Below are 22,363 nucleotides of genomic sequence, written 5' to 3'. Positions count from 1 at the left end.
CTGCTCCCCCGCTCATCCCTCGGCGCGCCGGGTCTCGGCGAGCCGCTCCAGTTCGGCCACCAGGCCGTCGAGTAGGTCCGGGTCGTCGGCCGGACCGCTCCGGGTCCGTCCGGCCGTCGCCTCGCCGCCGGCGCGTTCGATCTCCGCGGCCAGTCCCGCGATGGTGGGCAGGTCGAACAGTGTCCGCAGCGGCAGGGCGACGCCGAGCCGTTCGCGGACCGCGGTGCGCACCACCGAGGCGAGCAGCGAGTGGCCGCCGATCAGGAAGAAACTGTCGTGGACCCCGAAGGCCCGCACGTTCAGGGCGTCGGCCCAGATGTCCCACAGGGCGCGTTCCGTCGCGGTCCTGGGCGGCACGGTGTCCGCGCCGGGCGGGCCGGCGTCGTCCTCGGTGATGCCGGGCAGCGCCCGCGTGTCGGTCTTGCCGCTGGGCGTCGTGGGCAGGGCGTCGAGCAGGACGACGTGGCCGGGCACCATGGGGGACGGCAGCCGGTCCCGCAGCCCGCCCAGCAGTTCGGCCGGGGAGGGCGGGCGCCCGGGCCCCGGGACGACGTAGGCGACCAGCCGCCGGTCTCCGGCGACGTCGACCGCTCGGACCACGCATTCGCGCACGTCGCCGCGGTCCAGCAGCGCCGCCTCGATCTCGCCCGGCTCGATCCGGTAACCGCGGATCTTCACCTGCTGGTCGGCTCGGCCGAGGAAGTCCAGCACCCCCTCCGGCAGCCACCGCACCAGGTCGCCGGTGCGGTACATCAACGCCCCCGGCCGGGTGGCGAAGGGGTCGGGCAGGAAACGTTCCGCCGTGAGGTCCGGGCGGCGCAGGTAGCCGCGGGCGACTCCCAGCCCGCCGACGTGGAGTTCGCCGGCCACCCCGAGCGGCACCGGCCGCAGGTCCTGGTCCAGCACGTACAGGGTGGTGTTGGTGATGGCGGTGCCGATGGGCACGCTCACCGCGTCGTCGGGCAGCCGGTCCACGAGGTGGGTCGTGGAGAACGTGGCGTTCTCGCTGGGGCCGTAGCCGTTGTGGAGGTGCGCGGGCGGTGCGCCGCCGCGCAGCACCGCGCGGGTGCGGCGGGGGTCCATCACCTCTCCGACGACGAACAGGTGGCGCAGCCCGCCGAAGGCCCGTGGGTCGATGTCGGCGACGCGGTTGAAGAGGGTGCCGGTGAGGGAGACGATCGTGGGCCGCAGTTCGCGCAGCGCGGCCAGCACCTCGTCGGGTCCGAGCGGCTCGTCGCCGGGCAGTACGGCGACCCGGGCGCCGTTGCAGAGCGCGCCCCACACCTCGAACGCGGTGATGTCGAAGGCGGGGTCGCCCAGGTGCAGCAGGACGTCGTCGGGGCCGATGGTCACGTAGTCGGTCGCGGTGATCAGCCGGACGACGGCGCGGTGGGGTATGCCCAGGCCCTTGGGGCGACCGGTCGAGCCGGAGGTGTGGACGACGGTGGCGAGGCTGTCGGGGTGGCTGCGCGGCGGCGGCAGCGTCCCGTCCGGGCCGTTCTCGGCGTCGGCGAGCCGGAGCACGGGCACGCCCAGGCCGCGCAGCCAGGCGGGCGGGTCGTCGCGGCTCAGCACGGCCGAGACCCCGGTGTCGTCGGCCATGGACCGCAACCGCTCGACGGGGTGGCCGGGGTCCAGGACGAGGTGCGCGCCGCCGGCGATGAGGACTCCCAGCATGCCCGCGACGAGGTCGGCGGAGCGCGTCATGTGCAGGGCGACGGGGTCGTCAGTGGTGACGCCCGCCTCGGTCAGCGACCGTGCGACGGCGGCGGCCCGGCGCGCGAGCGTGGCGTAGGTCCAGCTGCCGGTGCGGTCCGTGAGGGCGACGGCCTGCGGGGTCCGGGCCGCGCACGCCCGGAAGAGGCCGTCCACGGTGGCGGGTTCGGGCAGGGGCCGGCCGGTGGCGTTCCAGGCGTCGATCAGGGCCCGGTCCTCGGGCGGCAGCAGGGGGATGTCGCCGATCCGGCGGTCGGGGGTGTCGGCCAGGGCGGTGAGCAGCGCGTGGAAGGCCGAGGCCATGCGGTCCGCCGAGCGCGGCAGCCACAGGTCGGACGACAGGCGCAGCTCCACGCCGAGGCCGTCGCGCCCTTCGGGGTCTTCGGTGACCGTGCACAGCAGGTCGTACAGGAGGGTGTCGTCGTCCGGTTCGAGCGGGGACGTGGTGCAGCCCGCCGCGGTGAAGCCCGTCCGGGGCGGCCCGGTGGTGCGGAAGACGGCCTGGCAGAGCGGATGACGGCGCAGGTCCCGCTCCGGGTCGAGGAGCGTGACGAGCCGTGCGAAGGGGATGCCGGCGTGCCGGTGCGCCTCGTCCCGCGTCCGTCCCGTCCGGCGCAGCGCTTCCCGGAGGGAGGGGCGGCCCGTCAGGTCGGTCCGCAGGACGAGCAGGTCCTCGTACGGACCGAAGGCCGTCCGCGCGTCCGCCGGCGGGCGGCGGTCCACGGGGATGCCGAAGGCCACGTCGGACCGGCCCGTCCAGCGCGCGAGCAGGACGGCGAAGGCGAGCGCCGGCACGGTCCCGGCGGCGACGCCCTCCTCGCGGGCCAGTCGTCGCAGGCCCTGGGCGTGCCGGGCCTCGACGTGCAGCCGGCGGACGGTGCCGCGGTGGGCCGTGGCCCTCGGCCGGGGCCGGTCGGCCGGCAGGTCGAGCGGCTGGAGTTCGCGCAGCCGCCGCTGCCAGTACGGCAGGCCGTCGTCCCGATCCTCGCGCTCCCGGGCCGCCCGGTCCGCGTACGCGGGCGGCGTCTTCGCCCCCGCGGCGGCCGGTTGCGCGTAGTACCGGGCGAGTTCGCTCTCCAGCAGGGTGAGCGAGGTCCGGTCGGCGATGATGCGGTGTGCCGTGAGCAACAGGACGGAGCGCTCCTCGCCGGCCCGCACCAGGACCGCGCGCAGCGCGGGCGCGGCGTCCAGGGCGAACGGGCGGGCGCTCTCCTCGGCGAGGGCGCGGCGCAGCGCCGCCTGAGGCACGGGCGCGGGACCCAGGTCCACCTGGCGCAGCGGCAGTTCGGGGCCGGGGTGGACGATGCCGTACGGGGCCTCGTCCCGGGTGCTGAAGGTGGTGCGCAGGAGGTCGTGGCGGGCCGCGCAGATCCGCAGGGCCGCCGCCAGGCGCTCCGCGTCGAGGGGGCCTTCGACGAGGGTGGCGGAGGAGAGGTGGTGGACGGGGTCGCCGGCGGTGATCTGCTCCAGGTACCACAGCCGTTCCTGGCCGTGGGAGAGCGGCTGCCGGACCGTTTGCCCCGACAGGGCCACCGGTGGTGTTTCCAGGTCGTCGTGCACGAGTGCCTCCCCTGGTTCGCGGTGCGGCGGTGCGGTGGCGCGGCGGTGCGGTGGCGCGGCGGTGCGGTGACGGATGGAGGGCTCAACCCGCGCGGTCGGTGTCCCGGGCCGCCGGTCCGGCCTGTCCGCCCGGCTCCAGGCGGCGGCGCAGGCTCAGCGGGCGCATGTCGGTCCACACGTCCTTGATGTGGGCGAGGCAGTCGCTCTTCGGGCCGGTCCTGCCCGCGTCCGACCAGCCGGCGGGGTTGTCCCGGTCGGCGGGCCAGATGGAGTACTGCTCCTCGTGGTTGACCACGACCTTGTACAGCCGGTCGTCGTCGGGCTTCGGCGTCATCCCGGTGACTCCTTCCTCGGTGGTGTCGGCTCGGTCCGTGGTGGGTGTGCGGGCTATACGGCGGTGCGCTCCGGGTGGTGCTGCCGGATCGGCGTGAAGGCGGCCGCGACGGCGACGGCCAGGAAGACCAGGGCCACGCCGGTCAGCGGGCCGCGCGTGCCCAGCCGCCCGACCAGGACGGTCAGCAGGGCCGCGCCGAGGGGTGCCAGGCTGCCGTGGATCGTCCAGAACGCGGAGGTGACGCGTCCGAGCAGGTGGTCGGGGGTGACTTCCTGCCGCAGGGACATCGAGCAGACGCCGGCCAGCGCCATGCCGAAGGAGTAGAGGAAGATCGTCGCGGCTGCCACGGACACCTGCCCGAAAGCGCCGAGGACCAGCGTCGCCACCGAGCACAGGGCCATCGAGCCGAGCCAGCAGCGGCCGAACCCCCAGGAGCGGCGCAGCCGGGCGGTGGCGGCGGCGGCCACGCAGGTGCCCACGCCGGCCAGGGCGAGGACGTAGCCGACCGTGCGTTCGTCCTGCCCCAGGCCGTGACGCAGGTGGTAGATGAAGACGTCGGTCATGCCCAGGCTGAGGAACGTGGTGATCGTCAGCAGCACGGTCAGCGCCCGCAGCACCGGCGTACGCCACAGGAAGGCGGCGCCGGTGCGGAAGCCGGTGCGCAGATCGTGCGCGCGCGTCGTGGCGCCGGCCGGGCCGCCGTCCGAAGGCCGCTCGACGGGCCTGAGCCTGATGAGGGCCAGCCCGAGGAGGGAGACCCCGAAGCTGCCCGCGTTGATCGCCACCGCGGCCGTGGGCCCGAAGAACCCGGAGACCACACCGGCCAGGGCGGGCCCGGCGATGTAGGCGATCGCGTTGGTGGCCTCCAGCCGGCCGTTCGCCGCGACGATCTGGTCCTTGTCGACGAGGTTCGGCACGGCGGTGACGTACGTGATCCTGAACAGCATCTCGAAGACCGAGGCCAGGCCCATGACCACGTACAGCAGCCAGATCTGCGGGCTCAGCGCCCAGCAGACCGGGATCGCCCCGTAGAGCGCCAGGCGGGCCGCGTCGCACAGCATCAGCAGCCGCCGCCGGTCCACACGGTCGGCCCAGGCGCCGCCCACGAGACCGGTGAGCAGGGCCGCGGCGCCGGCGACGGCGGTGAGCAGCCCCATCTGCGCCACCGAGCCGGTGGTGTGCAGCACCAGGAGCGGAACGGCCACCAGCGAGAAGGCGTTGCCGACCTCGGACAGCGCCTGTACGGCCCAGAAGACGGAGAAGTCCCGGTTGGACCGGAGCGAACGCGCGGGCATGGGAGAGTCTTCCGTCCGGGGGTTCATCGATGCGCGGTGTACGGCTCCGCCATGGCGACCGCGATCCGGCGCGGCCCGGTGAACGGTTCGCGGCCGTGGCAGACCAGCATGTTGTCGATCACCAGGACGTCGTCCGCACGGTAGTCGAAGCGGGTCGAGGCGGCCCGGTAGCACGCCCGGAGGTGGTCCATGACGTCGGCCGGGACCGCCTCCCCGTCGCCGTAGTACGTCTGGCTGGGCAGGTTCTCCTCGCCCAGCATCTCCAGCAGCCCCAGCCGGACACTGGCCGGCAGGGTGCTGACGTGGAAGACGGTCGCGTGGTTGAACCACACCGGCTCGCCCGTCACCGGATGCCGGTGCACGGCGTCCCGCACCGCCCGGGTGCGCAGCCCTCCGCCGGGCAGCCACTCGGTCTCGATGCCCTGGTCACGGCAGTAGCGATCGACGCCGGCGGGGTCGGTGGTGTTGAACGCCTCCTGCCAGGGCAGGCCGACGAGGTCGCCGTAGTTGCGGACCACCATCCAGCGGCGCCGCGTGAACTCCCGGCGCACCTCCTCGTCGACGGCGGCGAGCACCCGGCGGGTGTCGGCCAGCGGGGTGGCGCCCCCGGTCAGCGGCGGCCGGACGCAGTGGAAGAACAGTGTCAGCGGCCAACTCGCCTGGTAGGAGTTCTCGTTGTGCAGGAAGATCTCTTCGCCGGGCGGGTAGTCGGTGGACGTGTAGACGTTCCCTTTGATCACGCTGCGCGGTGAGGATCGCTCGGTGTACCGCAGGGGCTCGCCGGACAGCGCGCGGACGATGTCGGCGAAGCCGTCGGGGCCGTCGACGTCGAAGCCGCGCAGCAGCAGCGCGCCCCGTTCGCGCAGCGCCGTGCGCAGTTCCTCCCGGTCGGCGCGCAGCCGTTCGGCGGCCGGAACGCCGTCCGGCTCGACGAGGAGCGGAAACAGCGGGGTCCCGGCGGTCATCGCGGCGCCTGTGTCAGCAGCGGAAGCAGACGCCGGGCGCCGGCCGCGGTGGGCTCCGCCCGGGGCGGCTCCTCCGGTTCGCCGTCCGCTCCGGTCAGCACCAGGCTCATCACGCGGCCGTTCTCCGTGAACAGGAACCGCTGTTCACGGAGGTGGTCCAGGCGCCGCCGCAGGTCGTCCGGGCCCTCCGGCCAGTCCCGGGCCAGTTGGTCGGGCTTGGCCGGGGACGCCAGGCGGCGCAGCAGCCGGGCGGTCACGGCGTCGACCGGGTGCACCCGCAGGGCACCGGAGCGGGAGTCGCGGACGGCGAGCCCGCTGTCGTCGGTGTCGGCCAGGCGCAGCTCGCGGCGGGGCCCGGCGGACTCGCCGTACCGGGCGGTGCGCCACTCGGCGATCAGCCGGCTCAGCTCGTCGTGCCACTCGACCGCGTTGAGCGTGTAGGGGGCGAGGTTCCGGTCCGCGAAGAAGTACGCGAGGTCGGCCAGCGCGTCCGCGTCGAAGGGGTAGGTGAGCGCGTAGTAGTCCACCGGTGTGAGGTCGAGGCCGTACTCCTCGCTCCGCTTGAAGTACGGGCTGAAGCGGTCGAAGCGCACCATGTACACGCCGTGCGGCGGTACGAGGTGGACGAAGTCGCGCAGTTCCTCGACGTACTTGTGGTAGACGGCCGGGTCCTCACCGGGGAAGCCGATCAGCAGGTTCCACTCCGGCTTGATGCCGAACTCCTCGCAGTTCTTGAGGAACTGCAGGTTCTGGAAGGCCGTGGTGCCCTTGCCCATGAGCTTGAGCGTGGACGACGCCAGCGCCTCGATGCCGGGCTGGACGACGGTCACGCCGGCCTTCGTCATGGCCCGCAGGTCCTGGCGGCTCAGGGGCAGCTTGACCTCGTAGAAGATCGACGTGCCGTCCGGTGGTTCGAGCCGTGGGAAGACCTCACGCGGGTAATTGCGCGGCATGACGTTGTCGGTGCAGAAGAGCGAGGTGTATTCGGGCGCGAACTCGAAAAGCCAGGTGAACTGCCGGACGGCGAGGTCGGGATTCATGGCCCGGAAGTCCATGCTTTCGCCGTTCAGCCCGCAGAAGGTGCAGTGCGAACGCTGCCCCCACCAGCAGCCGCGGGACGTCTCGAAGAACAGCATCGGCTCGCTGGTGCCTGTGCGGCGCAGTTCCGGATGACTGTCCAGGGCGGCGAAAAAGCTGTCGTAGTCGGGCAGGAAGAAATCGTCGATGTTCCGTTCCGTGCCGATGGCCTTGCGGAAGCGGGGATCCCGGCAGTTGCGGCGGGAGAGTATGCCGGGGATGGTGTCGATGCGTTCCGGTTCGCCGTCCAGCACGCACTGGAGGAATTCCCCGAAGGTGTTCAGCGCGGGCCCGGAGAAGACGAAGTCGACCGCCGGGACGTGCTCGGCGACCACCGCGCCCATGGGTGCCTCGCAGTTCGCGCCGCCGAGCACGACGAGGGTCCCCGGGCTGCGCTCCTTGATCAGCCGCGCCAGGGCCATGCTGGGCACGTGCTGGGCGAACATGGAGCTGAAGCCCACGATGTCGGCCTCGTCGAGCCGGTACCGGTCGATCAGCTCCTCGCAGAACCGCAGCAGCCCGTCGCGGGCCCGCAGGATCTCGGCCCGGAAGTCCTCCCAGCGGGCGCCCCGGTAATATCGCTGGAAGTATTCCGTGGCGGTGTCGGGCGTGCCCGGAAAGGCGAGGTGCCGGAACAGCCAGTCCCCGATACCCGTGTCGACGTGGTCGTGACTCACCGACAGGGATTCGTAGAGACGTGTTCCGAAATACTCGGCCATGTCCTGGTTGAGGTAGCACACGTGCGCCTGCGCCCGGCCGTTGAACTCCCGGTGTACGAGAGTCGACAACTGCCCCAAGGCGAATGATGGACGGTTCCAGTCGGCAAAAGGCATGTTCACCAGGGCGACACGCAACAACAACGACCTCCCGTGATCACTAAATGAAGCCTAAACCGAAATCCGCGCGCTCGGCAGAGGAGTTCTGGCCAACGGGAAATCATGATTCCGCATGCACGGGGTCCGGTCCCCCGGCGTTCCCGCTCGCTCCCGCGGGATGCGTTCGCCGTGGTCGGCCGATCCTTGACAGGAGATTCCGGAGGCCTGCCCGCACCGCTGCGCGGGCGGTGGGGGCGACCACCCCTACGTGGCCGGTTCCAAACGGTCACACCCGGGGCGACGGCGCCGGCGCGCGTCATGGGATCCGGCGGGGCCGGACAGGGGCCGTTCGGTCCCGACGTGACGCTCCTGGTCCAGCACGGCACCGTGGCGGGGCGGAGCCTCGCCGCCCCGCGCGCCACCCGGCCAAGGCGTTCACCGCGCCCGACGCCGCCCCTCCGTCCGAGGCCGCCCGTCGGCTGCTCACCGAGTGCCTGGACCTGATCACGCAGCCGGTGATCTTCGACGTGGAGGACCGCGAGCCGGCCGCCCTCGCCCGGCTCCGCGCCGCCGACGAAGCCCTGCGCACCCAGCGCGAGGACCGGCACCGGGCCGGCGCCCTGCACGCACTCACCGCCACGCTGGCCAGCAACTACGCGAACCGATGATCAACCAGCAGGGGCGAGCGGTTCGCCGGTGCGGGTTTCGTCCACCTCGAGCAGCCCGGCGGACACCCGGAGCGTCGAACGAGCGTCACGACCACGCCCCTCAGTGTCTGCCGCCGGGCCGCACCGGGCGGACGGCGGCCACGGCTCCTCGCCGGCCTCCACCACGTCCTGCCGGCAGGCAACCGCCGGCAGCATCGCCACGACTTGAAGGTCACCGGCTCCCGTGATCCTCCACCAGGTTGCCGATGAGCGAGCGCAGGGCGTCGGCCCGGTGCCGGTCCTCGCGCTGGGCGCGCAGGGCCTCGTCGGCGGCCCGCAGGCGGGCCAGTGCGGCCGGGGCCCCGTCCTCCACGTCGTGGATCACCGGTTCGGTGATCAGGTCCAGGCACTCGGTGAGCAGCCGTCGGGTGGCGTCGGACGGCGGGCCGGGGTCGGGCGTGGCGTACCCGGTGGTCAGGTAGCGCACGGGATCCGTGAGGCTCCAGCCGACGACGGTGCCGTGCTGGACGAGGAGCGCCACGTCGGGGGCGATGCCGACGCGAGCCTCCAGCGGCTCGTCGAGGACGTCGAGGTCGCGCAGCGCGGTCAGCACGGCGTCTCCGGGAGCGCGGCAGAGCACCGTGCACATCTCCAGCCGGAAGTTCCGCTCCTCGTCCGTGCGCAGCCCGCCCGGGCGCACCGCGGGGGCCTCGGGGACGCGGGCCGAGTCCTCGGCGGAGGCGGACTCGTAGGGCAGGTGGAACTCGACGCCCGCCAGCTTCCGGTCGGCCGGGTCGAACCGGACCTCGTCGGGTGTGTCCCACAGCCATGCCCCGCTGTCGAACGTGCCCACGGGGAACCGTTCCCGCTCCGCCTTGTCCACGTAGGGGACGACACGCACAGAGGTGCCTTCGAAGCGGGGAGTGAAGGCCAGCGGATCCTCCGTCACCGTCGCGGTCCAGTCGTCGTCGAGCGCCACTTTCATGGTCGAGGCCGCCTCACTTGATCTGCTCTGCCGGGGGCATGAATCCGTTCTTGCCCGGGATCTTGCCCTCCACGATGTCCTCGTGGGTAATCGGCCGACCAGGGTCGACGGATACTGTGTCGCCACCGCTGTCAGCATCTTTGGGGACTGCCCTGTAGATCGGTATACATAGATTTACCCCAGCATGGGCACCTCGAAAGCTGCTTTCAAAACGCACAGTAAGCACTGAGGGGGGTGAAAGATGAGGTACGGTTGTTCTATTGAAATAGAAGGCGATCCTGTACTGCCAAATGTGGAGCGAACTGAATGTCCATGGCTCCTGTGCACTCGCCCATATGGAAGTCGATACGGATGCTCCTGGTTGATTTTCCGGGAGTGAAGGACAGGCGCATAGCGCCTTCCCGGTAGACATCCATCACCTCGACTCCCTGAGTGTTCACCCAGCGAACTCTAACCGATCGTTCCAGTGTGTCGTAGGAAAATACCATGGATTGCCCGGAAGTATCTCGCAAGGTAACAACCCGCGCTCCATTTTCATCCATATCCGGCCATTCACCTGTGACCTCGTACACCTCTTCGTCGTCAGGGGTGACGAATTCTCGATACATTAGTTCGCTCCTTCGCTTTCACTTCCCGGCGTATGGTGGCCAGTGGTCCAGGCTGCCGTGGATGCTGACGTTCGGGCCGCTTCCCCGGAAAATGACCGTGGAGAGTCTACGTCCGCCATCCGGCAGTACTTCCCAGGTGCTTTCGACGCCGAGCGCCCCGCGAGGGCCATACAGAACGGATTCGGTCACGCCGAAGTTACCACTTCCGCCGGGCCACTCCTTTGTGAATGTGCGCCCGAACGGTTGCTGGGCGGCCTGGACCAGATGATCGCTGACGTGTTGCCGCATTTCTGGCGTGTCCGGTATGCCGATTCGGTGGAGTTGCAGCTCGTTCTGAAGCGCTCTCGGCGAGTTGTGCGAGTCTGGTTTGATGTCTTTGTTGAACAGGTAATCGAGCTTTCTGGGGTCAATCTCCGCACTTGTCCCCTTCGACTGTGCATAGGGGGAGAGGCCAAGCGGGTCCGTCCAGGTGTGCGGGTTGTGGACGTAGGCGACCGGGTTGGGAGCGGGTGCGAGTCCGAGTGGGTCCGGGGAGGTGTAGCGACCGGTCTCGGGGTCGTAGTCAGAGCTTCGGCGCAGTCAGCCCTGGTCCGGTTTGTGACGGTTCGTTGACCGGTGGGCGTCCCGGAGGCAGGACAGGCACGGATTTCCAAAATCATGGAGTCCTCTACGCCCCGTGACCTGCCTGGAAGACCGTGCCTGCCGACGCATCATTGCCGATTCCGCCTGCCCTTGACCAGCTCCGTGAGCAGCCCGGCGTCGGGCCCGGGGAGGTGGCGGCCTGCTGGAACGGCTGGCCGAGGTGCCGGACCCACGGGACCCTCGCGGTGTGCGGCACGCGTTCGCCGTTGTCCTCGCCCTGGCCGCGTGCGCGGTGCTGGCGGGGGCGACTTCGCTGCTGGCAGTCGGCGAGTGGATCGCGGACGCGCCGCCCCAGGTGCTGGAACGGCTCGGTGTACGCCCCGATCCGGTGCTGCCCAGGCGGCTGGTGCCGGCCGAGACGACAGTGCGCCGCCTGCTCGCGCGCGTCGACGGCGACGCGCTGGACCGGGCGGTGGGCGGCTGGCTTGCCGACCGCTGCCCCGCCGGCTCCGGGTTGCGCGGACTGTCCGTGGACGGCAACTCCCTGCGCGGCGCGGCCAGGGCGAGGGGACGGAAGATCCACCTTCTTGCGGCGGTGGAGCACAACACCGGCCTGGTCCTGGCCCAGCTCGACATCGGCGAGACCACCTGCTTCCAGCCGCTGCTGGACACCGTCGCCGACCTGGCCGGGACGGTCGTCACCAGCGACGCACTGCATACCCAGCGCGAGCACGCCAGCTACCTTCTGGGCCGCCGGGCTCACTACATCGCGATCGTCAAGGGCAAGCAGAAGAAACTGCGCAAGCAGCTGAAGTCCCCTCCTGGAAGGGCATCCCGCTCCAGGGCCGCACGAGCGGCAGCGGCCACGGCCGCGCGGAGATCCGCCGAATCAAGGTCGCCACCGTGAACAACCTGCTCTTTCCCGGCGCCTGCCAGGCCGTCCAGATCAAGCGCCATCGCACCGACCGCAAGACCGGCAAGACCACCATCACCACCGTCTACGCGGTGACCAGCCTGACCGCCGAGCAGGCCGCCCCCGCCCGGCTCGCACAGCTGGTCCGAGACCGCTGGAAGCTCGAGACCCTGCACCACGTCCGCGACACCACATTTGGCGAGGACGCCTCCCAACTGCGGGCAGGCAATGCACCCCGGGTGATAACGACCTGGCGCAATCTCGCCATCGGCGCCATGCGCCTGGGCGGCGTCAAGAACATGGCCGTCGGCCTCCGCTGCAACGCACGCAACGCCTGCCGACCCCTCGCGTTCCTCGGCCTCGCATGATCACAAGCCGGACGTCATCCAGTCTTTGCTGAAGCCTTGGGTCCGACGGCTGAGGTTCATCTACCCTGTCGTCATGGCATGCAGGGTATGTGGACTCGGTGGGCACAACAATCGCACATGTCCGGGTGAACACCCCACGTGTCCGAACTGTGGTAAGCCGACAGCCAACATGAGCGACTACTCCGAACGACACGACAGCGATTACTGCTCTCCGTTTACCTCCTCCGATTGCTGGGGTGACGCGCGGTGACAGCGCTTGTCTGTACAGGCTGTGACAATCCCGTCGAGAACGCGACTGACTGGGACGACGAGTCTCAGATGTGTAGCGCTTGTTATGAAGTCAGCGGCGGCCCCACGTACTGCTGCGGCGTTATGTACGACGATGGCGAAGACACCTGTAGGAGTTGCGGCGACCCGCTTTAAGAGACCGGTGTGCTCCAACATTGCGTCGCAGGCCTGCGACGCAACGCCCGCGATCCCCGATGGCCCCTCGCACTCCTCGGCCTCGGATGATCGCAAACCGGACGCAACGCGACTACGCCGAGGCCCTGGCTCCCGCTGGGCCATCGAGGAGTGTTTCCAGGCCGCGAAGAACGAGTGCGGCCTGAACGAGTACGAGGTCCGCCGCTATTCCGGCTGGTATCGGCACATCACCTTGGCCATGCTCGCCCACGCTGTCCTCACCGCCCCGGCCGCCCAAGCAGGCCGCCGGGAAACAGCAGAAACGAACCCAGCAGCCTCCTCCCGCTCACCGTGGCGGAGATCCGGCGACTGCTGGACACTCTTCTGCCTCACCCACGACCCGAACTCGACCAGCGTCAGTACGCTCTGAACTGGTCCCACTGGCGCCGACACCACCAAGTCATCGCCCGACGATGCCAATACCGAAGAAATGCCAGCTCAGGACACGAAGTCTCACTGGAGTACTAGGGTTTCCCCATACACGTTGCCTGTGACGTGATTTCGCGCTCTCTCGACACTCTCGGAGAGCACGGCGTCGGCGTCATCGATGGGGAGCAACCGGCCGCACCTCGAATCCGCTGACCGCAGAGATGGCGGTGTTCACGGGGTGGCCGTCAGGTGCCGCCTTCCCGTCACCTCAAGTCCGCAGCGCCCAAGGGTGTCCAGCCACTTTGGTGCCTGCCGGTCCTTCATGATCCCTGACCTCCCGTTCACTGTCGGCTCCGGTCGGTTCCGCGCTGACGAAACGCCTCCCAGGCCGCGCGTACGGCGGTCTGGAGTCCGGCGTCGTCGAGATCGCCGGGTTCTGCGAGGCCAGGGTCGACCGAGTAGTCCTCGAGGATCATGAACACCTGGTCGAAGAGATCGCCGAGCGCCCCTTGGACCCGCTCCCCGTTCGCCTGGGAGGAGCGCCGGGCCTCCCACCAGTCATGCGCGAAGTCCGGTGCGCTGCACGTCCCGTCGGTGAATGCGTCCAGCAGCTCGAGTTGCCGTGCTGCCGCACTGTCCGGGTCGACGTCGCCGAGGTGGGACCAGGCCCTGTGGCCGGGTGGGTAAGAGGTGGCCACGGACGCCAGTGAGAGGTGACGTTCCAGGAGACTGCGCGCGTAACGGCCGAAGCGTGCGCGCGCCGTGTCGGCGCCCTCGCTGACGGCGGCGGCCATGAAAGCGGCGGTTCCCGCGATCAGTGCGTAGCCTTCTTCCGGAAAGAGGACGGCTCCTTGCGCGTCGGGTGTACGCAGCAGGCAGGGCGGGCGGATGCCTGTGCAGTCCGCGTCGGCGGCTAGCCGGGATGTCGCACCGGGGGTGTCGACGAGGCTCGTGGCGATGATGTACGCGGCCCCGACGGCACGGCAGCCGGCCTTGATCCGGCGGGCCAGCGCCGCGTCGATCTGCGCGCCCACGGGCACCGGGGCCACCGATTTCTCCCGTAGCCAGGACGAGGCGAAGGTGCCGTCCGTATCGAGTACGTTCCCCAGGTCCGATGGCTTTCCGTGTTCTGGACTGGTCACCACAGAAACCCCTTGTCAATGATTCCCTGGAACTGTTTGTCACCCAGTTTCCAGGCCGACCAGAATCTACCATCGGCGTGCAGCATGACCATTTTCTGGGATGTGGGATCGATGAACCCGACCGCCGGTCCCTGATTTCTGTAGTCGAACCGGTAGATCTTCGTTCCATCTGCTGTCATGTGCTCACGCATGGCCTCTTCGAACCGTTGCAGGTTGGACTTGTTCAAGTTGCCGGGATTGTCGAGGAAGTCACCCGCGTGAGCGTGGAACTTCTTGCTCATCACCTTCTGGCTGGAGAAATCAGCCTTGTCCGCCCAAGCGCCCCGAGGGCACGGGGCGAGCCCCAGCGGGTCCGTCCAGGAATGCGGATTGTCGACATAGGCGGCAGGGTTGGGCGCAGGGCCGAGTCCCAGCGGGTCCTAGGAGGTGTAGCGGCCGGTCTCGGGACCGTAGTGGCGGAAGTAGTTGTAGTGGAGGCCGGTCTCGGGATCGTAGTACTGGCCGGGAAAGCGCAGGGGGTGCAGGCCGTACTTGCCCGTGCCCAGGCGGTGGTGCCCCAGAGCGTGGTGCGGGTGCGCCAGACGATCTCGCCGGTCTCGTCGACCAGTTCGGTGGGGGCGCCGATCAGGTCGGTGGCGATGGCGAAGAAGCGCCGGTCGATTTCCTCCTGACGGACGTCCGGGGCGAGGATGCGTTCTGTCTGGGCCAGGGGCACAAGGCCACGGTGGTCCCAGGTGATGGCCACCGGGTTCGGCAGGTCAGTGGAGACCGTGGTCTGCTCGCAGAGGGTCATGCCGTCCCAGCTGAAACGGATTTCCTCGGCGACCGATCCGTCGTCCGCCAGCCGCTGCTTGGCGGTGCGGCGACCCAACGGGTCGTAGAGGTAGCGCCACCGGGTGCCGTCCGGTGTGACCACGGCGGTGAGACGGTCCTCGGCGTCCCATTCGTAGCGCCAGGTATCGGGCTCGCGTGAAAGACGGGTCTTCCGGCGCAGGACGACGCGGCCGAGGGCGTCGTGTTCGAAGCAGACGTTGCCGGCCCGGGCGATGGTGGGGCCGGTGTAGGTGCGGGGATCGGTGGCCTCGTGGCCGGGGTGGGAGGTGGACCAGGCCGCCCCTCTCCGGCGGCGCCGTGGCGCCCGGCCGGGTAGTGCCGGGGTTGCGGGAGACGAGGCGGAGTGCATCGGAGTCCAGGACATCGCGGCTGCCGCTGAAGACGGTCATCGGCGGCGAGCCGGTGTGGTCGACGAACAGCGGGCTGACCTTGGGGTCACCGATCGGGACGTCCCGGGCCAGAGGGTGCCGACGCGGGGCAGGAAGTCGATCGTGAGGACCGGGTCGCGTCTTTCCTGAGTCGGCTGGTAATCACTGGTGACGCCGTCGAGGCGGCCCGCGCCCGCCTCGACGGCGCGGATGGCTCCCTGGACTACGATCCGCCGTCTGCCCTTGTGACGGGGGCACCGCTCGACGTGATTGTCGACTGGCTCAACAAGGACCTCCTTCGCAGCCCCGAGGCACTCGGTGCCCTGGTCTGGCCGCAGTGGGACGAGCCGCCCGTGGTCCGGGCCGGCTGAGGGAGTTTGCCGACCAGGTGATTCGGCCAGGTGTGGTCCTTGAAATCAGCAGGGAACCAGGGCCGTTCGCTGCCTTCGCTGGTGATCCGCAGGTCACGCTGGTCCCCGTGGGGCCACAGATGTGATGTTCAGCCGTTCCCTTCAGGGCCGCCGTTGCGGCTCGGTGCGGGGCCAGTTCGGGCAGGCCGGGGACGACGGTGTAGAGCCACACCGGCCGTACCAGAGCCATGTACTCCGCAGCCGGCTTGGCCTGCGGCACGTGCGGTACGGCCCCGGTCCTCCGTCCCCAGGAATGCAATGCTCCGCGGTCCCCTGCGAATTACTCGCCTTTGTTGATTCATTGGTCCGCGTAGTCGTCGACCAGCGTGGTGATGAGCGTGCGCAGGGCGTCGGCCCGGTGCCGGTCCTCGTCCTGGGCGCACAGGGCTTCGTCGGCGGCGCGGAGCCGGGCGAGGGCGGCCGGTTCGCCGTCCACCAGGTCGTCGATCACCGGGGTGGTGATCAGGTCCAGGCACTCGGTGAGCAGGCGGCGGGTGGCAGGGGAGGGCGGGGTGGAGTCGGGGGTGGTGAACCCGGTGGTCAGGTAGCGGGCCGGGTCGGTCAGGCTCCAGCCGACGACGGTGCCGTGCTGGACGAGGAGTGCCACGTCGGGGGCGATGCCGATGCCCGCTTCCAGTGGCTCGTCGAGGACGTCGAGATCGCGCAGACAGGCCAGTACGGAATCCCCGGGGGCACGGCACAGTACCGTGCACATCTCCTGCCGGAAGTCGCGGACCTCGTCTGCACGGAGTCCGCCGGGGCGTGTCCTCGGCAGGTCCGGAAGCCGGGAGACGGTTTCGGCGTCCGCGGAGACGTACGGCATCTGGAACTCGGCCCCGACCAGATTCCGGCTGTCCGGATCGAACCGGAGGACGTCGGGACTGTCCCACAGCCAGTCCCGGCTGCCGAACGTGGCCACCAGAAACCGCTCGCGTTCCTTCACGTCCGCGTGGTGAGAGAGGTCCACGGAGTTGCCCGTGAAGCGGGGCGTGAGGAGCAGCGGATCGTCCGTCACCGACGCGGCCCAGTCGCCGTCGAAGGTCAGTTTCATGGTCATTACCGCCTCATCTGATCTGCACGCCCGGAGCCATGTAGCCGTCCTTGCCAGGAATCCTGCCCTCCACGATGTCCTCATGGGTCACGGGCGCACCGGGGTCCGTGGGTTTGCCGCCGAGCGCCTCCGCCCCTGAGTCGCCCTTGATGCCCGATGGTCCGTACGCCGTGATGGCCTGGCCCTGGCTGCTGCCGGGCCCATGGAGCACGACGACGTCGTCGCCCTGCCGGAAAATGAGCTTCCCGGCCGTGCCCGTCGACTGGTACACCGCGTCCGGTTGTTTGAGGATCTCCAGCACTCGCTCGTCGGTGAAGGCGTGCATCTCGTCCCCGTGGTACTTGGCGTGCTTCTTGAACTCGCCGTTCTGCGCCCTGTCGATGACATCGTCCACGACCTTGTCGAGCCGCTTCCGGGTCTTCTCCTCCTTCGTGTACTTGGGCATGAGCCCCAGCGGGTCGCACGTCGTGTACGGGTTGTCCACGTAGCCGACGGGGTTGGGCGAGGGGGCCAGCCCGAGCGGATCCGGGGAGGTGTAGCGGCCGGTCTCGGGATCGTAGTGGCGGAAGCAGTTGTAGTGGAGGCCGGTCTCGGGGTCGTAGTACTGGCCGGGGAAGCGCAGCGGGGTGTAGGCGCCGCTGTCGCGGGCCCAGGCGGTGGTGCCCCACAGGGTGCTGCGGGTGCGCCAGGCGATGTCGCCGGACTCATCGATCAATTCGGTGGGGGTGCCGACCAGGTCGGTGGCGATGGCGAAGAACCGGCGGTCGATCTCCTCCTGGCGGTCGTCGACCGTCAGGAGACGCTCGGTCTGGGTCAGCGGGACGACGTCCCGGTGGTCCCAGGTGAGGGCGACCGAGTGGGGTGCGTCCGGCTGGTGGCTGGTTTGTTCGCACAGGGTGAGGCCGTCCCAGGTGAAACGGATCTCCTCGACCACGCTCTCGCCATCGGCCGCCAAGCGCTGCTTGGCGGTGCGCCGGCCCAGCGGGTCGTAGCGATACCGCCACCGGGTCCCGTCCGGGGTGGTGACGGAGGTGAGGCGGTTCTCCGTGTCCCACTCGTAGCGCCAGGTGTCGGGCTTGCGGGAGAGGCGGGTCCTCTGGCGCAGGGTGATGCGGCCGAGAGTGTCGTACTCGAAGCGGACGCCTCCGGCGTGGGTGATTCTGGTGCCGTCGTAGGCGCGTGGCCCGACGGCCTCGTGGCCCGGGTGCCGGTCCGGCCAGGACGCCGAGGTCTGGTTGCCCGTTTGGTCGTACGCGTACCGCTCCGTCCATCCGGGGGCATGGACAGCAGTGACCCGGCCCATTGGGTCCAGCTCGAAGGTGCGGGTGCCCGATAGCCGGTCCGCGACGGAGAGCAGACGCCCGTCGGCCCGGTAGGCGTAGGAACGGCTGTTGACGGCCCGGACTCCGGCGGTGACGTGCTGTTCGGCGAGCCGTCCGGCCTCGTTCCAGACCGACGTCATGGTGATCGCGTTCCCGAAGACGCGGGTCAGCTCACGGCCGGCGGCGTCGTGGGTGAAGTCGATCTGCCGGTCACCCGTGGTCAGCCGCGCGGGAGATCCGTCGGAGTCGTACGCGTAGGTGGTGACATGGCCGGTGGGGGTCGTCCGGCGGACGCGTCGTCCCAGTTCGTCGTACGAGTAGACGAGCGGGCGGCCGTCCACCAGCTCCGTCTTGACCTGGCCGCGGCGGTCGTACTGGTAGCGGAGCTGGCTCTCCGGTCCGACCGCTTCCAGGAGGCGGCCCGCCGAGTCGTACGCGTAGGTCGTCACCCGGCCGTCGACGTTCTTCCGGAGCACCTGGCCGAGCTGGTCGCGCTCGAACGAGATGGTCCCGCCGAGCGCGTCGACCCGCTCGATGAGCCGGCCAGCGGCGTCCAGACGGTAGGTCAAGGTGCGCCCGTCGAAGTCGGTCTCGGACACGATGTTGCCTACCGCGTCGTACTCGTAGGTCCAGGTCAGACCCCGCGGATCGGTGACCCGGGTGAGGCGCAGGTCGTTGTCGTGCTCGAACTCGTAGCGGCCGCCGTCGGGCCGGACGGTGGCGAGCGGGAGGTCGAAGTGGGTGTACTCGTAGCGTGAGGCGCCGCCGGAGGCATCGATGTAGGTCAGACAGTTGCCCTCGCCGTCGTAGCTCCATGACTCGGTGCTGTCGTCCGGGCCAGTGCGGCGGGCGAGCTGCCCGTCCGCATTCCATTCCAATCGGGTGACACCGCCCGTCGGGTCGGTGATACGAACCGGACGGCCGAGCCCGTCCCGCTCGGTGCGGGTGATGGCGCCGGACGGGTCGCTCACCTCCACGATCAGTCCCGCCGCGTCGCACACCACCGATGCCGTGTCCCCGAGGGCGTCCGTGACCCGGGTGAGGCGGCCGGCGTCGTCGTAGACGGAACGGGTCGTCTTACCGATCGGGTCGATGACCGCGATGCGGTTGCCGCGCTCGTCGTACGCGTAGGTCGTGCGGGCGCCGTCCGGCCCCACGACTTCCGTCGGCAGCCCGAGTGGGTTGCGCACGATGCGCAGTTCGGTGCCGTCCGGACGGACCACGGAGACCAGCCGGTCGTCCTCGTCGTAGGAGTGGGTGGTGGTGTGGCCGAGGGGGTCGGTGTGGGTGAGGAGGTTGCCGCTCGGGTCGTAGGTGTAGCGGGTGGTGTGGCCGAGGGGGTCGGTGGTGGCGATGACCCGGCAGCGGTGGTCGATGAGGTGGCGGGTGGTGTGGCCGTCGGCGGTGGTGAGGGTGGTGGTGCGGTGGCCGGTGTCGGGGTCGGGGTCGGTGTAGGTGAGGGTGATCTGGACGTGGCCGGCTTCGCCGCCTTCGGCGACGACGCGGTCGCGGTCGTCGTAGGTGTAGTCGTAGCGGCTGTGGTTGGAGTCGATCCAGGCGGTGACGCGGCGGCGGTCGTCGTAGACGAAGGTGGTGGTGGCGCCGGAGGGTTTGGTGACGGTGGTGAGGTTGCCGCCTTGGTAGCCGTAGGACATCAGCGGCAGGTCCGTGCCCGCCTCGCCGGCGCCGGTCAGGGACAGGGCGGTGATGTGGCCGTCGGTGCAGGTCAGCTTCAGCTGGTGGCCGGCGGAGTGGACCAGGGCCAGGGGCAGGCCGTCGTCGGTGCGGTCGACGGTGATGGTGTGGCCGTTGCGTTCGGTGAGGGATGCCAGCCAGGCGGTGCCGTCGCCGCCGGGTTCGGTGCCGGGCGGGGCGGTGAAGTGGCGTATCAGGCCGGTGTCGGGGTCGGTGAGGGTGTAGTCGCCGTCGGTGTCGCGGGCCAGCAGGGTGCGGGCGGTGCCGGACTCGGGGCGGGTGGGGGCGCCGGGGACGGGGTGCGGGTAGGGGATGAGCAGGCCGTCGGCGGTGACGTGGACGACGCCGACCGGGTCGATCTCCAGGCGCTCGTCGACGGTGCAGGTCCAGGACGGGCCCAGGAAGCGGCCGGCGGTCAGGCCGGACTCGGTGCGGCGGGTGAAGACCAGCGGCAGGATGCCGGGGATCGCCACATCCGTCTGGGGCAGGAACATCCGGCCGGAGGCGAGGTCGACGGGGTCGGTGCCGTCGGTGGTGCGGGCGGTGTCGGGCCGGTTGTGGGCGCCGTCGGGGGCGTCGTCGAGCAGCTTGCGCGCGCGGGCGGCGTCGGCGGCGTCGGCGGCGATCCGCACGCCCTTGACCGCGGCGCCGCCGCCGGCGGTGGCCGCGGTCAGCGCCAGGTCGGGGATCAGCCGGCCAAATCCCTCGGCCGGGTCCTTCATGAAGTCGCTGACCATCTGCTTGCCGGTGCCGACCGGGTCGTTGACGGCGACCACCAGCCCGGCGGCCAGGCTGTTGAGGCTGGTGGCGTACTCGGCGGGGTGGGTGATGTTGTAGGGGTCCAGCGGGTTGATGCCGCGCACGAAGTTGACCAGCCCGGCGGTGCCCTTGATGATCCCGCCGCCGACGTGGTCGCCCATGATCTGCAGCTCCCGCAGCCCGTCGCCCGCCTGCTGCGCGTACGAGGGTTTTTGCGGGGCCTTGTCGCGGGCGGCGCGCACCGCGGCGCGGGCACTCTCGGCGGCCGTGTTGCGCTGCTTGCGGGCCTCGGCCAGGATCTCCTGCGCCTGCTGCATCAGCTTCTTGCCCGGGTCCTGGAACGTGGCGGCCGGGCGCGGCGGCAGCGTGGCGGGGTCGCGCCGGTCGGCGGGCTGGGCGTTGTAGCGGTCGACCGCCTTGTTGTAGTCGTCGACCTTCTTGCGGTGCGCGTCGGCGGCCTCCTCCGAGGCCTTCACGCCCTCCTTCCACCTGTCGATCGCCGTCTGGGCCTGCCCCTGCGCCCAGGTCACGGTGGAGGCGAACGCCTCCAGCGCGGCGGCCGCCTTCTCGCACGCGTCCGCCCCCGTGAACCACTTCGGCGGCTGGGTGCCCACCGCCTTGCGCAGCGCCTCGGCCGCCTCGCCCTTGAGCTGCGAGGAGTCCAGCCCCTTCAGACCGCTGCCGGCGTCGTCGAACGCCTTCTGGAAGGCGCGCAGCTTCTGGGCGGTGGAGCGCAGCTTGTCCGCACTGCCGTAGATGAGCTTGGTCTTGTCCTCGGTCTGCCCGAGGTCCATCTCGTCGACCTCGGCGCCCATCCGGTTGGCGACCGAACGCGACTGCTCGCGCACCCAGTCCGCACCGGACTCCCAGCCGACATCGTCGAGCCGGTCCGCGGTCCACTTCCCGGCGTCCTCGACCCGGTTGCCGACCCACTCGACACCGTCCTCGACCGCCTTCTCCACCGAGTCCGGTGTGATGTCACTGATGAAGTCACCGATACCCACGCTCAGTTACCCCCGCCGCCGTCCTGCCCGCCCTGCTGCTGCGCCTGCCGGGCGCGTTCCTGCGGCGACGGACCGAAGGCGTCGTCCAGCGCCTGGTTCCACTGGTCGTCGGAGATGCCCAGCGCGTCATTGAGCACCTGCGACTGCCGGCCGCCCTGCCCCTCGGTCAAAACGGTGCGGCCGGTGTCCTTCCAGGTCTGCTCCATCTCCTGCCCGGCCCGCTCCCACGACTGCGAACTCCAGTCCGGGTCCAGGTAGTCAGGGGTGACCACCTCACCCCAGTCCTGCTGGGTGATCTCCTCCTCCGAGGCGTGCGGATTGCCGCCCATCAGCGAGTTGGCGCCCACCTTCAGCGCGCCCTCCACGTACTGGTCGTGCTCCCACTGGGTGCCCGCCGCCAGCCCCAGCCGGTCGGCGATCTCGCTGGCGTCGCTGACCAGCGCCCGCACGCCCCACTCCCAGCGCTCGCAGAAATCCTCGAAGTCGACCGACAGACCGTGGTGACCTGCCTCCATCCCCGTCATCGACAGCTCGGAAAAACCCTTGCCCATCACCGACCCCGTGGCGCCGCCCAGCTCACCGAGCTGGTCGATGACCGCGCCCACCCCCTGGATGAACTTCGCCACCGACGCCTTGTCGAAGCTGAGCTCCCCTGCCTCACCGCCCACGGCCGTCCCCCTCCTCGTGCACGTCGCGGTCGACGGCCACACCGTCCGCAACGATCCCCGTCACCGGCGGGAAGAACATCGCCCCCTCCTCGCTGGCGATGTCGACGGCCAGACCAGCGGGCTCACCCAGGGACGGCACGATCTCGTCCACGATCCGCGCACCCAGCAGCGCCGCGTACTCCATGGACCGACCACCGGGCGCGTGGCGCAGGGCGAACCGGGCCAATGCCGCCTCGTCGGTGAAAGCGCAGACCCACCGCACCCCACCCGAACGCGCCGACCACAAACCCCCACCGGCCACCGGCACCAACAGCACCGAACGCCGCATCTCACCCACCAGAGCCCGAGGATCACCAACCCCCGCCCTCCGCTCGGCAATCCGCCCGGCCAACGCCGTCCCGGCCCGCTCCACGG

General features: G+C 70.2%; 17 protein-coding genes and 2 pseudogenes. 5 read left to right on the top strand and 14 right to left on the bottom strand.

Annotated features, from left to right (window positions below; genetic code table 11):
- Positions 1-12 precede the first annotated feature (12 nt).
- From AB0L29_RS13260 to AB0L29_RS13240, 5 genes are all read right to left on the bottom strand, one after another.
- A complete protein-coding gene (locus tag AB0L29_RS13260; protein WP_365826450.1) occupies positions 13-3,276 on the bottom strand; it encodes an amino acid adenylation domain-containing protein in 3,264 nt (1,087 codons plus the stop codon).
- Positions 3,277-3,358: 82 nt separating this feature from the next.
- Complete coding sequence (locus tag AB0L29_RS13255; protein ID WP_365826448.1) at positions 3,359-3,610, bottom strand: MbtH family protein; 252 nt, start codon at positions 3,608-3,610, stop codon at positions 3,359-3,361.
- Between the two features lie 53 nt (positions 3,611-3,663).
- On the bottom strand, positions 3,664-4,905 hold the full coding sequence (locus tag AB0L29_RS13250; protein WP_365826446.1) for an MFS transporter: 1,242 nt from the start codon (positions 4,903-4,905) through the stop codon (positions 3,664-3,666).
- Positions 4,906-4,928: 23 nt separating this feature from the next.
- Positions 4,929-5,870, bottom strand: a complete 942-nt coding sequence (locus tag AB0L29_RS13245) for a TauD/TfdA family dioxygenase (RefSeq protein ID WP_365826444.1) — start codon at positions 5,868-5,870, stop codon at positions 4,929-4,931.
- The gene (locus AB0L29_RS13240; RefSeq protein ID WP_365826442.1) at positions 5,867-7,786 is read right to left on the bottom strand and encodes a RiPP maturation radical SAM C-methyltransferase; all 1,920 of its coding nucleotides are present in this window, start codon (positions 7,784-7,786) and stop codon (positions 5,867-5,869) included. Before AB0L29_RS13240 ends, AB0L29_RS13245 begins: the two co-directional genes overlap by 4 nt.
- Positions 7,787-8,277: 491 nt before the next feature.
- On the opposite strand from AB0L29_RS13240, the gene AB0L29_RS13235 reads away from it, so the two are divergent.
- Positions 8,278-8,430 carry a hypothetical protein gene (locus AB0L29_RS13235; protein WP_365826440.1) on the top strand — a complete coding sequence of 51 codons (153 nt, stop codon included), beginning with the start codon at positions 8,278-8,280 and terminating at the stop codon, positions 8,428-8,430.
- Positions 8,431-8,641: 211 nt separating this feature from the next.
- Here AB0L29_RS13235 and AB0L29_RS13230 read toward each other — a convergent pair whose 3' ends face one another.
- The 3 genes from AB0L29_RS13230 to AB0L29_RS13220 all read right to left on the bottom strand — a co-directional run bounded on the left by AB0L29_RS13230 (position 8,642) and on the right by AB0L29_RS13220 (position 10,581).
- Entirely contained in the window at positions 8,642-9,394 is a 753-nt protein-coding gene (locus AB0L29_RS13230) for a hypothetical protein (RefSeq protein WP_365826438.1), read from the bottom strand.
- A 257-nt stretch (positions 9,395-9,651) separates the two neighbouring features.
- A complete protein-coding gene (locus AB0L29_RS13225; RefSeq protein ID WP_365826436.1) occupies positions 9,652-10,002 on the bottom strand; it encodes a hypothetical protein in 351 nt (116 codons plus the stop codon).
- Between the two features lie 18 nt (positions 10,003-10,020).
- Positions 10,021-10,581, bottom strand: coding sequence for an RHS repeat-associated core domain-containing protein (locus AB0L29_RS13220; RefSeq protein ID WP_365826699.1), 561 nt, complete (start codon positions 10,579-10,581; stop codon positions 10,021-10,023).
- A 250-nt stretch (positions 10,582-10,831) separates the two neighbouring features.
- On the opposite strand from AB0L29_RS13220, the gene AB0L29_RS13215 reads away from it, so the two are divergent.
- The 3 genes and pseudogenes from AB0L29_RS13215 to AB0L29_RS13205 form a co-directional block, all read left to right on the top strand.
- On the top strand, positions 10,832-11,491 hold the full coding sequence (locus AB0L29_RS13215; RefSeq protein WP_365826434.1) for an ISAs1 family transposase: 660 nt from the start codon (positions 10,832-10,834) through the stop codon (positions 11,489-11,491).
- Entirely contained in the window at positions 11,488-11,865 is a 378-nt protein-coding gene (locus tag AB0L29_RS13210; protein ID WP_365826432.1) for a hypothetical protein, read from the top strand. The genes AB0L29_RS13215 and AB0L29_RS13210 overlap by 4 nt, the downstream gene beginning before the upstream one ends.
- A gap of 550 nt (positions 11,866-12,415) precedes the next feature.
- Positions 12,416-12,697 (top strand): annotated as a pseudogene (locus tag AB0L29_RS13205) (IS701 family transposase); the annotation flags it as partial.
- A gap of 340 nt (positions 12,698-13,037) precedes the next feature.
- Here AB0L29_RS13205 and AB0L29_RS13200 read toward each other — a convergent pair.
- Complete coding sequence (locus tag AB0L29_RS13200; RefSeq protein ID WP_365826430.1) at positions 13,038-13,838, bottom strand: hypothetical protein; 801 nt, start codon at positions 13,836-13,838, stop codon at positions 13,038-13,040.
- A pseudogene (locus tag AB0L29_RS13195) lies at positions 13,835-14,937 on the bottom strand (RHS repeat-associated core domain-containing protein); the annotation flags it as partial. The pseudogene AB0L29_RS13195 and the gene AB0L29_RS13200, both read right to left, overlap by 4 nt.
- 348 nt (positions 14,938-15,285) lie before the next feature.
- Between AB0L29_RS13195 and AB0L29_RS13190 the strand changes: the two are divergent.
- Positions 15,286-15,411 (top strand): hypothetical protein, encoded by a 126-nt coding sequence (locus AB0L29_RS13190; protein ID WP_365826428.1) that lies wholly within the window; start codon positions 15,286-15,288, stop codon positions 15,409-15,411.
- A 337-nt stretch (positions 15,412-15,748) separates the two neighbouring features.
- Here AB0L29_RS13190 and AB0L29_RS13185 read toward each other — a convergent pair whose 3' ends face one another.
- From AB0L29_RS13185 to AB0L29_RS13170, 4 genes are read right to left on the bottom strand one after another with little or no spacing between them, the layout of a single operon-like run.
- Positions 15,749-16,507, bottom strand: coding sequence for a hypothetical protein (locus AB0L29_RS13185; RefSeq protein ID WP_365826427.1), 759 nt, complete (start codon positions 16,505-16,507; stop codon positions 15,749-15,751).
- A gap of 7 nt (positions 16,508-16,514) precedes the next feature.
- On the bottom strand, positions 16,515-21,281 hold the full coding sequence (locus AB0L29_RS13180; protein ID WP_365826425.1) for a putative T7SS-secreted protein: 4,767 nt from the start codon (positions 21,279-21,281) through the stop codon (positions 16,515-16,517).
- Between the two features lie 2 nt (positions 21,282-21,283).
- The gene (locus AB0L29_RS13175) at positions 21,284-21,949 is read right to left on the bottom strand and encodes a hypothetical protein (protein WP_365826423.1); all 666 of its coding nucleotides are present in this window, start codon (positions 21,947-21,949) and stop codon (positions 21,284-21,286) included.
- Positions 21,939-22,361, bottom strand: coding sequence for an SseB family protein (locus tag AB0L29_RS13170; RefSeq protein WP_365826697.1), 423 nt, complete (start codon positions 22,359-22,361; stop codon positions 21,939-21,941). Before AB0L29_RS13170 ends, AB0L29_RS13175 begins: the two co-directional genes overlap by 11 nt.
- Positions 22,362-22,363: the final 2 nt, after the last annotated feature.

The organism is Streptomyces sp. NPDC052701 (genome assembly GCF_040678355.1).
Lineage (GTDB): Bacteria > Actinomycetota > Actinomycetes > Streptomycetales > Streptomycetaceae > Streptomyces.
This window is presented reverse-complemented; position numbering and strand designations above follow the sequence as displayed.